The following is a 14008-nucleotide window of genomic DNA, read 5'->3' on the forward strand; positions in this document are numbered from 1 at the left end:
ATTTTGATCATAAATTGGATGAGCGTCGCGCTGGTCATCTTGATACTCATCGTTTGGTTTCGGCGAATGATCATTAAGGTGCAGCTGCAGCGACTGAAGGTCCCACCGAATACGCCGCTGTCCTTTCAGCGAAAATTGGAGTATGTCAAACAAGCAGAACAGGGCAAGCATGTGTCCGCGCTCTTATATCTCACGCTTTTTCTGGCGACAGGATTGTTATTGACTACGTATAGCTTATTTCGGATGGAGGACCAGCTGCACATTGTCACCGAACGGACGAATCAATTAAAAGACGAGCTGTACACGCTAAAAAAAGAACAGAAACAAATCATTAACAAACTCCCCATCAAAGCCTATCCCACCAAGGGGATTGGTTTGAAGGAATATCCATGGGAAGAACTCTTCTCTGATGAGAATCGGGAGAAGCAATACGAGATCGAGAGCGATATCTCGACGAAAGTGAGTCCTTACTTTGGTCTATCGACAACCCTTATTGTTCTAGACATCCCAACCCAAACGCTAAATATCGCTATGGCTGGGGATTCTGGTAGTGAAGAGAATCGCCAACAGATCAAGGACAATATCAAAGCCTTTGCGAAAGAAGCCAAGGATGTGTCGAAGTTAACCCAAATCACCTTCCAGATGAACTTGATGAACGATAAGAACAAGAAAAAGACCTATAGCTGTACCTTTACACGGGAAAAACCGGACGAAGAGTTTACTTTGGTTCAAGAAGACGAATAAGGATTTCAGTTCTACTTCTTGCTTTAGCAAGACAAGTAGAATGATATACGGCATGAGAATCAAACTAATTTTTACGTTAGAAAAATTAGTCCTTTAATACGAATAAGGAAAGAGGAGAAAAAATGACTGCACAACAAAAGAAGAACGGTTGGTTCTTTAACAAAAACATCATTGATGAGATTAATTCCGTACCGGAAGAAGAAGTAATGCTCACAGAGCAACCAGCGCCCATCAAGCCCGTAGAAAAAACGACTGCCGCCCAACCCAATGAAGTAGCCGAATTAAAACGTGCTTTGGCGGAAAAAGAAGAAGAGCTTAATCAGATCCAGACAGAAAACGTGCTTGAGAAAACACGGTTGTCCAAAGAAAATGAGAAATACAAACAAGCGCTGCTAAGAACCGGTGAAGAAAAAGCGGAGAATCGTCGTCAGATTCAAGAATTAGAATCGGAAGTTCGGCGAAACAAACAAGAAATTCAACGTCTGCAAAACAATGAAGAAACCGGCTATTTGAAGGAACAATTAGAAAAAGCAAAAGAAGAAACAGAGGCGTTAAAAGGCACCATCGAAGAGTATAAACAATTGGAAACAGAACTGCAGGAAGCCCAGCAGCAAATTCGTGAGCTGACGATCAACCAAAAAGACGATGCCTACCATCACCAAGAAGACCTTCAGAAGCTGGAACGACAAATCGATCATTTGATGAGCGACTTAACTGAAAAGGATGGATTAGTTGCTCAATTGGATCAATTGATCAATGAAAAGGATCAAGCAATTTTAGAAAAAGAAGAGCTGATGCAACAGCTAGTTGAAGATCAGAGACATCAACATACTGTGCTGGAAAGCGAACAGATCGCACAATTGCAGCAGCAAATTGCCACACTTCAAAAAGAAAACAAACAGCTCCAACAAGAAGCAGTCCAATCCCAACACGAAATCGGGGAGGTCTTGATTTCAGCTCGTCGTCAAGCCAATCGGATGGTGGAAAAAGCCAAGTTGGATGCACAACGGATCGTGAAGGATTCCGAAGCCGAGCTGCAAACGATCCATGATCGGGCGAAGGAAATCTCTTGTGAAGTCGATGAATCCCGTCAGACGATTTTAAGCATTTATGAAGAGCTGAAAAGCCGGGTGGATCAATTGGCCCAAAGCAACGTACCCGATTTAGAGGAAATCAAAGGACGCTATGAATATCCGAAGGTTTCGGTTATTTCTCGCAAGGAACAGCTTTAGTTGAATAGGAGAGGATAGTTGTATTATTGAAGGAGACTATTCTCTCAGCTGTACATAATGTTTCTGATAAACATGTGGATCATTATCGTGTTAGGTCTTTTACAAGAAGGAGAGATTTTAATGAATCAAGTCTTGATTCTGACTAAGAATATTTTAGCTGAGCAAGAAATTCAACAAAAATTACAGGCATTGAACTATGAAGTCTTCTGTTCAGCTCATTTTTTTGAAACATGTACGAAAAAGATAGAGTACTTGGAGTTTTTTAAGTTTTTTCAATTTGTCATTTTAAGTGAGACCATCTGTGAGTCAGAGATTATGGAGTTGATTCCACTTTTAGAGAATCAATCTATTCGTGTCATTCGTAAAGTGGAAGAAAAGGTAACAGAAGTAGATCAAGAATATTTGGAGAAAGCCCTCTTGAGTGCAATTATTTCAAATGATGAATCGGTAGACGAGTTACGAGAGTGCTTGCATTCGCTAAAGAATGAACGGGAAAAGGAACTTGTTCAGGAAAGTAGGAAATTTGTTCATTTATCTAATAAGGTGTCATTAATTCATCCACAGACTAATCAAAGTGGAGAGATCACTTCAGAGGATGATTATCAATTTTTGGAAGTCCTGCATCATCTTTCTCAAACGGAAACCAAAATTCTTTATATTTTGATTCAAGCGGGGAGTAAGGTTGTGACAAGAGAAAATATCTGTCATTTAATCTGGAATGAGGATGTCAATAAATCGCATTTAGCTTCACTTTCCAGTACAATTACGCGGATTAAAAATAAGTTCGCCCAGACGAACCTTTCTCATAAAGCGATTCAAACCCTTTGGGGGAAAGGCTACCGAATCAATCCAGAACTGTTGGAGCGCATTCAGAGAAATGAAAGCTATGTAAGTGTTGTTATGAATGGTTAACAAATAAAAGTGACTATAAAAAAGAAATCGGTGATGTAGCATCGATTTCTTTTTTATAGTCACTATGTGGTAGCGGATAACTCTGTTTCAAGAAGTCTGAAGACTAGAAAAAGTCTATCTTCTTATAATGATATTTTTTGTTTATGTCAAATTAATGAAAAATAAAAAGAAAATGCGAAAAATATTTGAATATTTCGTGAATAATTGCTACCATCTTCTTTGTAAGCGTTTCTAAAAAAGGGGATGAATTATTTGAGGAATTCAAGTTTAATTAAAAGTGCAATAACATTATTTACAGTCTTAGGTTTCACCTTGCCATCGGGGGTTGCGGCAGTTGAAACAATGAATAGTGAAATAGCTAGTACTCAGGTTAGCAGTGAAATGACTAATGATTCTACCAGTGAATCAAGCAATGGAACTAGTAATCAGGTGACGGAGTCTGATTCGGCTGCTGAGGCGACAGTTGAGAGCAGCGCAACACCAGCTAAAGCACAGAAAAGCACGGCTACTGTTCCAATTCAATTGTTGGGAATCAATGATTTTCACGGTGCATTAAGCACAACGGGGACTTATAGCGCAGCTGGTAATAAAGTTTCTGATGCAGGTTCAGCAGCACTATTGGCAGGCTACTTTAACAAAGCCGAGTCTGATTTTAAGGCAAAAAACAATGAAGGAAAATCGTTACGTGTTCAAGCTGGCGATATGGTCGGAGCAAGCCCCGCGAATTCAGGGTTGTTGCAGGATCAGCCGACGATGCGTATTTTAAATCAAATGAATTTTGCTGTCGGAACGCTGGGGAATCATGAATTTGATGAGGGTCTGGGAGAATTCAATCGAATTCTGACTGGTGCGAAACCAGCTGCTGACTCTGACTTTTTGCAGATCGTGAAGGATTACAATGAAGCCTTTTCTCAAGATGAGTTAAAGGGTGGTTTTGATTTAGTTATTGCGAATGTACATGAAAAGGATGGCTCGATACCTTATGGATGGCAGCCGTATACGATTAAAAATGTCGGTACAGATGCTGAACCAATTAACATTGGTTTTATTGGTGTGATTACTACTGATGTACCTAATCTTGTATTAGCAGAACATCATAAAAACTATACATTCAGTGATCCAGCGGAAGAAATCATCAAATATTCTAAGGAACTTGTTGATCAAGATGTAAACGCGATTGTTGTTCTTGGTCATACGCCATCTGTGCAAGGGGCAGGTGAAGCAGTCAGTGGGGAAACGGCTGAGATCATGAACAAAGTTAATCAGGCAGATCCGAATAATAGCGTGGATGCATTCTTTGCTGGACATAACCATGTTTATACAAATGGTGTAGTAGGAACGACGCGAATCGTTCAATCAACGTCACAAGGAAAAGGCTACATTGATTTGCAGGGGGAATATGATCCAGCGAAAAAGGATTTTGTAACAACACCGAAAGCAACAGTCAGCGCTGTTGATCCGACTAAAGGGGTGGCAAAGGATAGTAATATAGAACAGATTGTTACAAATGCCGATAAGCGTGTGGCACCTGTAACAGGAGAAAAGATCGGCACTGCTGAAAAACCAGAAGACATTACCCGAACAGTGAATGAATTAGGAGAATCACCAGTTGGAAACCTTGTGACTGATGCACAGGTGTATATGGCAAATAAAAATGGTGTACCTGTTGATTTTGCTATAACGAACAATGGTGGGATTCGTGATGATTTGAAGGTGAATTCAGACGCTTCGATTACTTGGGGAGCAGCTCAAGTAGTCCAACCTTTTGGAAATATCATGCAAGTCGTCGAGATGACCGGCCAACAAATCGAGAATGTGTTGAACCAACAAACTTTTAAATTTGATCCGAATGATGTTAGAGGGAGCGGGGTCTTCCTTCAAGTGTCAGGTTTAAACTATACAGTTGTCGAAAATTCAGATTCATCAGATGCGAAACATCAATATATCGTTAAAGAAATGAAAAAAGCAGATGGAACACCGATCGAAGCTGATAAGACCTATAAGTTGGTCATCAATGATTTCTTATACGGTGGTGGGGATGGCTTCACTGAGTTCACGAAAGCTAAACTAACAGGGGCTTTAGATCCTGATACGGAAACCTTCATCGGCTATATCAAAGATTTAGAAGCCAATGGTGAAAAGGTTTCGGCAGCAATCGAAGGACGGAAAACGTTAGCGGCTACTGAGCCAACTGATCCAGCTAAAGAAGAAGCAGAAAAGATCAACTCTGAAACCGAAGTCGATGATCTCTATGAAGGAGATCAATACCTAACCGGCAAAACCATTCCAAATGCGACAGTCGAAGTAGCTGTTGAAGAAACGACTACGGCTAACGTCATTCAACCAGTGGCTGCCCAAGCAGCGACAGCAGCTCCTCAAAAGTCAGGCGCGGATGGTGAATTTAAACTTGATGTGCAAGCATTAGGATTACGTGAAGGCGATCAGGTGCATCTGATGATTACCGGCGAGAAGGGCGGTAAAGGAGAGTTCTTAGTCCCTGTCTTAGGCGATGCCGCAGCAAAAGAAACCGAGCAAATCAAAAAAATGACGAAGTTTGCGAATCTTTACGAAGGCGATACAGAGTTGACAGGTAAGACGATTGCAGATGCAACAGTCAATCTTGCAGTTGAGAAAAGCGAAAAATTTGCATTAGGCAAATCAAATGAAAAAGGAAATGTCATTCTGGATATCAAAGACTTGGATTTGAAGAAGGATCAAAAGGTGATGATTACAGTCACAGGTCCAAGTGGTGGAAAAGTCGTATTTGAAAAAACGGTCTTAGGCAGAATTGTCGCCTCTAATGTTGATACAAAAACACCGAGCAGCACAACCTGGATCGACAGATCAAACGGAAAAGTGTATCCGAAAACGAATGATGAAAAACAACCAATCTTTGTTGTTTTAGGAATGATTGTTTTGGGTACAAGTGGTCTGATCTACTTTAAACGAAGATAATTGAATACTAGCCGAGTCCAGTTTTGGATTCGGTTTTTTTGCGGGAATCATTGTGAAGTGTTTCTCTTTCGGATATACTCTTTATGATAACGCTTATAATTTTTGGGAGGTGGAAATTTTGTTTATTTATCGACTATGAGTTTGAGTAAGAAATGAACTTAGAGTCTCTAAGTTAGTGAGTAAGCAAAATTTCCCTCCTTTCTTTGCCGTGTGATTTTCACGTTTATTTCTGCTGGATCGGAGGAGCATACAATTGAGTATGTTTCTTTTTTGTGCGCTCACACACATACGATGATTTAGTACAAAAAAAACGATAAGGGGAATGACGATGAAGAAGTTTAAAATTGGATTAGCGATGTTAGCAGCAGTTTTGGTATTAGGAGCGTGCGGATCGAAGAAGGAAGCGGCAACGGAAAAAGAAGAGAAAAAGGATATCAAGATTGCCTGTAACCAAGTATCTGAGAACTCGCTGAAGGCGGCAAAAAAATCAATGGAAGCAGAAGGCTACAAGCCTGAGTTTGTAGTATTTTCAAATAATATTGAAGCGCTACAGGCAGTTCAAGATGGCAATGTAGATGCGTCTTTTGCACAACATGAGCCTTTCATGAAGTCCTTTAATGAACAAAAGGGCGGCGATCTGGCAATGATGAAGCCGCATGTCTATTATACGGGGATCGGCTTGTATTCAAGTAAATATGATAAGATTGAGGACTTACCTGAGGGTGCGCAGATTGCCATTATGAATGATGCGATGAATCGTGATAACTCGCTGTTGATGATGCAGGACGCAGGCTTGATCAAATTGAGTGACGAGAAAAAATCAGGCTATACGGCCTTGGATATCGTTGATAATCCGAAAAATTTTAAATTTGTAGAGATTGAACAGGCGCAAACGGTTCGCAGTTTAGAGGATTTAGATGCAGCGACCTGCTTCTTTACCTTTATGTTTAACTCAGGTGAGGATTACAAGGATTACTTGATTCGTGATCAGCATGCCAAGGATTTCCCGATCAGCTTGATTGTTAAGAAGGAAAATAAAGACACGGATTGGGCGAAGGCGATCAATGATTCCTTTACGACAGAAGAGAGCAAGAAAGGGATCAACGATCATTTCAAGGGAGTGTTTACTTTCTATGAGTAAATTCCAAGAGCTGGAGCAACGATTGAATTATTTATTGGATCTGGAGCGCAAGGTTGTTGGGGTTGGTTTTCTCCGAACGCAAGCGGACTTTGAAGCCTATGACGCGCCTTCAACCAATAAATTGGTTCCTTATTGTCGCTCGATTCAGCAAGCGACTGAGGGTGTCAGTGTAAAGCTGACCATCGATAATTTTGGCTGTCCGGCCTCTGCGGTGGCGTTAGGGCTCATCGAAAATGATGACTATAGTGCCAGCGGTCAAAAGCATGCCAACATGGGTGTGTATAAGGATATCGAGACCAGTAAAGAAATCGCCGATGATATGGTCTATTGTCGAGAGCTTTCTTTTGGCATCGCGATCGAACCTATTGAAGCTTGGCAAAGTGCACCAGATGTGGTCTTGGTGATTACGACGCCCTTTAACGCGATGCGAATCTTGCAGGGGAATGCTTATTTTAACGGACAAGCGAAGAATATCAAGATGACCGGAATGCAGGCGATTTGTCAGGAAGGGACTTCGTATCCTTACGAAACAGGACTGATCAATATTTCGATGATGTGCTCGGGGACGCGTTATGTCGCGCGTTGGAAAGACGAAGAATTGTGCGTCGGGATTCCTTATGAGAAATTCGAAAGCATGGTCGAAGGACTTGAAAAAACGCTGAATCCCATGGAGCTGTTAGAAAAGAAACGCAAAATCATCAAAAAACTCGCGGCGGATGAGGTCCCAGATTTTTATGATGTTCGCAAGCGAGACAATTATTTTAGAGGCGCTTATCAGGGCGTGAAACGTTAGGTGTTGAGTAGATGGAGATAGTCATCGATCAGGTTAATAAAAGTTATGGCGAACAAATCATTCTAGAAAATATTTCGCTAACGATTCCTGCGGGTTCCATCATGGGAATTTTAGGAATTAGCGGAGCAGGGAAATCAACTCTGCTCCGTTGTATCAATGGTTTGGAGCAGAGTGAATCTGGCAGTATACAGATCGGTACGCAAGCGTTGGAACAGCTATCGGAAAAACAACTGCGAGAAATGAAGAAAAAAATCGGGATGATCTTTCAAGGAAATTCCTTGATCGAGCAAAAAACGATTTTTAAAAATGTCGCACTGCCATTGGAATGCAGCGGTTATTCTAAGGAAGCGATCAAAGCGCGGGTAGAAGAATTGCTGGCAGAAGTTGGAATTGCGGATAAAGCGCAAATGAAGCCAAAGCAATTATCTGGTGGGCAGAAGCAGCGGGCGGCAATCGCCCGAGCCTTGACCATGAATCCCGAGATTTTGTTATGTGATGAGGCAACTTCAGCTCTTGATCCCAATATCACCAATGGCATTTTGGATCTGCTGTTGAAATTGAATCAGAAAATGGGACTGACGATTGTTGTCGTGACGCATCAAATGGAGGTCGTGAAAAAGATCTGTGATCGGGTCGCCATTTTACAGCAGGGAAAAATTGTGGAAGAAGACACGGTTCAGCAAGTCTTTCTGAATAATTCTGAGGTGCTGCAAACAATCACGGGGGAGCAGCAGGCAGATTTTGGTAAGTTGGAAGCAAATCATCAATTCGTCAAAATTGTGACCACTTTGGAGGAGGATCTTTTTGCCTTGCTACGACGAGCAGAAATAGAGACTCCGCATTTGTTAAAAGCTACAACAGAACAATTTAAAGCAGAGACCTTGACGACACTGTTGTTATCGGTCCCTGTTAAAGATGTAGAGAAGCTATTGAGGTTTGCAGCTCAAGGGCATTTCAGCTGTCAGGAGGTGAGGAGCGTTGAGTAATTCGGTCTTGATCACGCAGGTGTTGTTGCCTAATTTAATCAGTACCCTCATCATGGTACTGGTTTCTTCATTGATCGCGACGATCATCGGTTTTGCTTTGGCGGTCGTTCTAGTGATTACCAATAAAAAGGGCTTAGCACCTAACGCAAAAGTTTATCGCCTACTGGATTTTATCGTGAACATTATTCGTTCGTTTCCATTTATTATCTTGATGGTCGCTCTTATGCCGTTTACTCGCGCCATTGTAGGAACGACTATCGGGACTTCAGCAGCGATCGTGCCGTTAACCTTTGCGATGACACCCTATGTGGCACGGCTGTTTGAAAATAATCTATTGGAGATTAATCCTTATACGTTAGATGCGGCAAAATCGATTGGCGCGACCCATATGCAGATCATTTTCAAGGTGATGCTGGTAGAGGCGTTTCCTAGCATGATCTCAAGCTTGACCTTGGCGATCATCTCCGTTTTAGGCTATACCGCGATGGCTGGAACGGTTGGTGCGGGTGGTTTGGGTGCTGTAGCAATTACCTATGGTTATCAAAATTTCGATAATACGATCATGTATAGCACGGTGGTTTTGCTGATTGTTTTTGTTCAGCTTGTTCAATGGATCGGTAGTTTTTGTTATAAAAAAGCGAAAAATTAAACGTAATCAGAGCATGAGGAAACTTGTGCTCTGATTTTATGTCTTTTTCATTGAAAGACAGCCAAAGGTGAGATAGCTGTAAGTAGGGTTATCAGGTATAATGAGTGAACGAAACTTTTTTAGGAGGAAACATGGAAAAGTCGAATCAGCTCAAATTGAATCTACAATATGTTGGTATGCAGGTTCCGTACTGGATGGGGTATTCGGTATTGGGGACCTTTACTTCAGTGTTTTTGCTGTCGCGTGATTTCACGAATGGTCAGATTGGGACGGTTTTGTCGCTAGCGAATCTAGTTGCTACCGTTCTTCAGCCCTTCTTGGCCTCCTTTGCGGATCGAATGATTCGGATTCGTTTGTCGCAATTGGCGGCAGGGATGTCCCTGTTACTGGTCTTATTTTCGAGTATTTTATTGGTGTTACCAAAAGCATTTTTGATCATCGCATTCATTTATATTTTGCTTTATACGTGCTTGGTCCTTTTGCAGCCGTTAACGATCGCCATTGGAACCTTCTTTATCAGTCGCGGCTATGCCTTGAATTTTGGTGTGGCGCGGGGAATGGGTTCCTTAGCTTTTGCGGTTGCGGCGGCGATAACGGGTGTCTTGATTGAGCGATTTTCTGCGACAATCATTTTATTTCTTTTAATTGGAATTTTTCTTTTCTTTGCATTGATAACGTTATCCATCGATACGCGTAAGGATGGCGGGAAATATTCGGAATCGATCGTGCCTGAGCATCTTCAGGAGCCACACGTGGGAGAACCGATAGGATTGCTGGAATTCGCAAAGAAATACAAGCGCTTCATGTTTTTACTCGTTGGTGTATCTTTGCTATTTGTTTTTCATACAATCACCAATAGTTATATGTATCAAATCGTTCAGCCTTTAGGCGGGACAGAATCAAATGTCGGATCGTCTCTATCAATTGCCGCTTTGAGTGAGCTGCCGACGATGTTTTTCTTCTCTTGGTTATTGCGCCGGTTCAAGGTTCATTCGCTGATGCGCTTTGCTGCTTTCTTCTTTTCTGTTAAAGCGTTGCTGATCTTGTTTGCAGGCAATATTTTTCTGATTAATGTGGGACAAAGCCTACAGATGTTTGGCTTTGCGATGCACACGATGGCTTCGGTTTACTACACGAATCAGATCATTCCGCAAAAAGATTTGGTCAAAGGACAGACATTGATGGCGACAGCTAATTCGATTGGCGGAATTATCGGCGCATTCGTCGGAGGACAAATCCTAAGTCTCTTATCGGTATCGGCGATGCTGTTGATGGGCGCGTTGATTTCGCTAGCAGGCACATTGATTGTTTGGTCTGCAGTAGAGAAAACTGGAAAAATAGAAACGTCTATTTCCGAATAGGGAATAGGCGTTTTATTTCGTTTTCCTTTTTAAATAGGATAGAGTGAAACGTGTAATGATCGACAGGATAATCGGAGGCAGTTTATGAAACGTTATCGTTATTATGTATTCATTCTTTTCATTGCTGGACTTTTTGTCGTTCCGCAGCTTTGGACACAGAAAATGATTTTAGGGGCGGACGCATTGTTTCATTACAATCGTTTTTATGAGACTGCGGAGCAGATTAAAACAGGCAATTTCAGTTATTTCATTTCACTTTTCGGATTTCAGCAATCCGGTCGCATCGTCAATGCGGTCTATGGGCCACTTTTTTCTTATCTACAGGGAGGGTTGGTTCTGCTTGCTGGCAGCTGGTTTCGCTATCAGGTCCTTTCCAATTTTTTGGTTACTTTATTGGCGGGCTGTTCATTGTTCAAACTACTAACCTACGACAAAATCATGGAAAGTACGGCATTTTTAACGGCAATCATTTTTATGACTACCTACAGCATTAATTATTGGGTATTGAATCAAGGCTTTACAAGCTGGGGTACGAGTCTTTTACCCTTGTGCTTAATCCCGTTGGTGGATCTAAAAAATGATCATTTTCCGGTAGTCAAAATTGCTTTGAGCATGGCGGTGATGACTCAAATTCATACCTTAACAGCCATGATGCTAGGGCTGATTTATGCCCCCTTTTTTATTGTTTATGCACGAAAACGTTGGGGTAACGCGCTCTTTAAATTAGCGAAAACAATTGCTTTGTATGTTTGTTTATCTATCAATGTTTGGATTAGTCTATTTTTAATCAATATGGGAGATCAATTGAAGATGCCCTTTATCAATTCAGAAATGAGTGAAAAGGCCATTGATTTAGGTGGTGCCTATTGGCTGCAACAGCCTGGAATTTTACGAGTATTATTGATTTTCTTTTTTCTTTTTGGTTTGGTCTATTGGTGCAAAATTCAACGTTTTACCAAGCAGTTATTGATTTTCAGTGGGATATTCTTTTTCCTTTCCACGAGTCTTGTTCCGTGGGATTGGTTGGTTGCACACCGAGTGCCGTTGATCACTTTGATCCAATTCCCTTTTCGTTTTTTTGCACCATTTACAGTTTTGTTTTTATTCTTTATCGCGTCCTTAATCCACGATTTAGCTGGGAAAAAAGTTCTTTTTGGGGGATTGCTTTTTCTAAGTGTGTTCAGCATCGGGCAAAATCTGCAGCTGCTTACGCATGAATTGAATCAATGGAACAGTCAAACTTTAGAGAGCAAGCATACGTTTGTCCGCGTCTCAGAAGCGACTGCGCGACAAAGCTTTTATTCAACGGATTTAGAGAAAGCCTTAAAGGCAGTAGAAAAATCTAGTCCAGATTATTTGCCGATTTATCATAACGATACAACAAATAAGTATAAGAGTTATGAAAAACAAATTCTCGCAAGTCAAACAAGCGTTTCGAAGGTAGTTAAAAATAATCAATTGGAGCTCTCTTGGCAAAGTAAGCAAGCTGGTCCGATTCAATTACCAGTAGTTATTTATCAAAATACAAAAATAATTGAGGGGAACCAGGAGATTACACCAACTGCTGTAACTAATATTGGCGTCCCAACAATCAAGCAAAAAAGCGGAAAAAATACAGTGCACGTTCGCTACGATCCTCCCGGCTATATTGCAGTAGTTTTTGCCCTTTGCGCCTTAAGCTGGTTTGGGACATTCTTATGGTGTCTTTATCAATTTTTCACGAAAACAGGTTAACTTTGGCTTTCTGATAAGCGATCAGGTAAAATACAATTTACAATACAAGAGGTGAAGAAAATGACAAATTACAACAATGAAAAAGAGCATCGTTTACGTGGTTCAATGGCACCAAAAACGGAGGAAGATGTTGCGCTGGCGGGAACAAACTCCAGTGAAACCGAAAATAAGCAGGAAGCGTTAGCCGGCAGCAACTCTGGTGAGGAAAAGGAAATCGCTCGCTCTGGTTCGAATGCGGTAGAGGAAGACGAGCCGCATACTTCTCTAAAGGACGAAGCGAAAAAGATTATTAAAGAGATCGAAGAAAAGCTTGATCCAAAGGAGTAACGAGTAAACGAACAGATGGACAATTATTTAGAAATCTATGCGCATTGGTATCCTCGCAGTTATGGGTTGAGTGATTATCCGACAGAATGTCATGTCACCTATTCAGGCGCTGAACGCAAAATGCTTTTTGAAAAGCTGACTAAGGCGCAGCAGGCTCTGGTTAATCAGCAGAGAAAATATGAGGTTCGCTCACTATTTTTGCAAAAACAGTATTTACAGACATCTGATTGGGAATTTGTCGCATTAAATATTGATGATGAGTACGAGCGAGGTGTTCACAGCCAACTGAAATGCGCTTGCGGTCGTCCGCTAAAATATCAATTTGTGATTGAGTCGAAAATTAGACAGCAGGAAATTCGTTTAGGTATCCAGCATTTTAAAGATCACTTAGGGATTTCGCAGCAAGTTGCAGAAGAAATCAAAAAAGGTGTCGCTCATGTGGACTTAGCGTTGGATGAATTGTTATGGTTGACGGATAAAGACATTCCATTTCCCGAAGATTTGTGGCAACGCTATGTTTTTGCCTATTATCGTAATAGCACCCTGCGGCGTCCGCTTTCTTTGAATCACAAGCTGGCAGAACGAGCCGTCCGTTTTCGTGAAGCGCAAATGCCGCTGTTTATTGGTGATTACTTGAGTATCGTCACAGAAATCAATCAGGTCGATCGGGCCGTTTTTGATCGGCAGGAAACAAATTTCTTAGCGGATAAGAGGGTTTTTGAGGCTTATTTGGATGATTTTCAACAGGATATTCAAGCACCTATTTATTTAGAACGGAAATTTTGGGGGCAAAAACTGACGGATTTTATTCGATTAGAGCGTTATGGGAATGAAAACGATGAGGAAGCGAAGGGGCGTTATTTCGATGATCTATTGTCGTTTTTCCTAGCGTTGAAGAATAAGAATACCGCTGAACGGAAAATCCGCAGCTTTATCCTTTTCCATCAAAAAAAGTACAATGATACCGATTTGATTCGCTTCATCATTGAAAAATACCAGCAATACCAGTTCTCGCAAAATTTTTTCCTAGCGATTCCCAAGGTTTATCGTGTTGGCATCCAAAAAGCAATCAAGCGAAAGCAAAAAAAATGAGGATTTGGTTCTTAAGCAGAACCAAATCCTTATTTTTTTACTGATTTAATCGAATAACGTAAAAAGCGTTGAATAAACTGTG

12 protein-coding genes are annotated in these 14008 nt (G+C 41.2%); all 12 read left to right on the forward strand.

The window, feature by feature from the left end; all coding sequences use genetic code 11:
* Nucleotides 1–3 precede the first annotated feature (3 nt).
* Nucleotides 4–744, forward strand: coding sequence for a hypothetical protein (locus IGI44_RS03065; protein ID WP_438786329.1), 741 nt, complete (start codon nucleotides 4–6; stop codon nucleotides 742–744).
* Nucleotides 745–866: 122 nt separating this feature from the next.
* Nucleotides 867–1976 carry a hypothetical protein gene (locus tag IGI44_RS03070; RefSeq protein WP_438786330.1) on the forward strand — a complete coding sequence of 370 codons (1110 nt, stop codon included), beginning with the start codon at nucleotides 867–869 and terminating at the stop codon, nucleotides 1974–1976.
* Nucleotides 1977–2096: 120 nt separating this feature from the next.
* A complete protein-coding gene (locus tag IGI44_RS03075; RefSeq protein WP_438786331.1) occupies nucleotides 2097–2888 on the forward strand; it encodes a helix-turn-helix domain-containing protein in 792 nt (263 codons plus the stop codon).
* 243 nt (nucleotides 2889–3131) lie between these two features.
* A complete protein-coding gene (locus tag IGI44_RS03080) occupies nucleotides 3132–5843 on the forward strand; it encodes a 5'-nucleotidase C-terminal domain-containing protein (RefSeq protein WP_438786333.1) in 2712 nt (903 codons plus the stop codon).
* A 328-nt stretch (nucleotides 5844–6171) separates the two neighbouring features.
* Nucleotides 6172–6984 (forward strand): MetQ/NlpA family ABC transporter substrate-binding protein, encoded by an 813-nt coding sequence (locus IGI44_RS03085; protein WP_438786334.1) that lies wholly within the window; start codon nucleotides 6172–6174, stop codon nucleotides 6982–6984.
* Complete coding sequence (locus tag IGI44_RS03090) at nucleotides 6977–7777, forward strand: DUF169 domain-containing protein (protein WP_438786335.1); 801 nt, start codon at nucleotides 6977–6979, stop codon at nucleotides 7775–7777. Before IGI44_RS03085 ends, IGI44_RS03090 begins: the two co-directional genes overlap by 8 nt.
* Nucleotides 7778–7788: 11 nt before the next feature.
* Nucleotides 7789–8763 carry a methionine ABC transporter ATP-binding protein gene (locus IGI44_RS03095; protein WP_438786336.1) on the forward strand — a complete coding sequence of 325 codons (975 nt, stop codon included), beginning with the start codon at nucleotides 7789–7791 and terminating at the stop codon, nucleotides 8761–8763.
* Nucleotides 8756–9412: a methionine ABC transporter permease gene (locus tag IGI44_RS03100; protein WP_438786337.1), complete on the forward strand. Its 657-nt coding sequence runs from the start codon at nucleotides 8756–8758 to the stop codon at nucleotides 9410–9412. Before IGI44_RS03095 ends, IGI44_RS03100 begins: the two co-directional genes overlap by 8 nt.
* 131 nt (nucleotides 9413–9543) lie before the next feature.
* Nucleotides 9544–10773, forward strand: a complete 1230-nt coding sequence (locus IGI44_RS03105; RefSeq protein ID WP_438786338.1) for an MFS transporter — start codon at nucleotides 9544–9546, stop codon at nucleotides 10771–10773.
* An 84-nt stretch (nucleotides 10774–10857) separates the two neighbouring features.
* Nucleotides 10858–12507, forward strand: coding sequence for a hypothetical protein (locus IGI44_RS03110; RefSeq protein ID WP_438786340.1), 1650 nt, complete (start codon nucleotides 10858–10860; stop codon nucleotides 12505–12507).
* A 60-nt stretch (nucleotides 12508–12567) separates the two neighbouring features.
* The gene (locus IGI44_RS03115; RefSeq protein ID WP_438786341.1) at nucleotides 12568–12834 is read left to right on the forward strand and encodes an rRNA processing protein; all 267 of its coding nucleotides are present in this window, start codon (nucleotides 12568–12570) and stop codon (nucleotides 12832–12834) included.
* 15 nt (nucleotides 12835–12849) lie between these two features.
* Nucleotides 12850–13926, forward strand: a complete 1077-nt coding sequence (locus tag IGI44_RS03120) for a hypothetical protein (RefSeq protein WP_438786342.1) — start codon at nucleotides 12850–12852, stop codon at nucleotides 13924–13926.
* The last annotated feature ends 82 nt before the right edge of the window (nucleotides 13927–14008 follow it).

Source organism: Enterococcus sp. DIV0756 (genome assembly GCF_051710745.1).
GTDB lineage: Bacteria > Bacillota > Bacilli > Lactobacillales > Enterococcaceae > Enterococcus_A.

Coding starts and splice junctions, on each gene's coding strand:
- IGI44_RS03105 (WP_438786338.1), top strand. CDS start 9,544: ATGGAAAAGTCGAATCAGCTCAAATTGAATCTACAATATGTTGGTATG.
- IGI44_RS03120 (WP_438786342.1), top strand. CDS start 12,850: ATGGACAATTATTTAGAAATCTATGCGCATTGGTATCCTCGCAGTTAT.
- IGI44_RS03090 (WP_438786335.1), top strand. CDS start 6,977: ATGAGTAAATTCCAAGAGCTGGAGCAACGATTGAATTATTTATTGGAT.
- IGI44_RS03110 (WP_438786340.1), top strand. CDS start 10,858: ATGAAACGTTATCGTTATTATGTATTCATTCTTTTCATTGCTGGACTT.
- IGI44_RS03085 (WP_438786334.1), top strand. CDS start 6,172: ATGAAGAAGTTTAAAATTGGATTAGCGATGTTAGCAGCAGTTTTGGTA.
- IGI44_RS03095 (WP_438786336.1), top strand. CDS start 7,789: ATGGAGATAGTCATCGATCAGGTTAATAAAAGTTATGGCGAACAAATC.
- IGI44_RS03115 (WP_438786341.1), top strand. CDS start 12,568: ATGACAAATTACAACAATGAAAAAGAGCATCGTTTACGTGGTTCAATG.
- IGI44_RS03080 (WP_438786333.1), top strand. CDS start 3,132: ATGAATTATTTGAGGAATTCAAGTTTAATTAAAAGTGCAATAACATTA.
- IGI44_RS03070 (WP_438786330.1), top strand. CDS start 867: ATGACTGCACAACAAAAGAAGAACGGTTGGTTCTTTAACAAAAACATC.
- IGI44_RS03075 (WP_438786331.1), top strand. CDS start 2,097: ATGAATCAAGTCTTGATTCTGACTAAGAATATTTTAGCTGAGCAAGAA.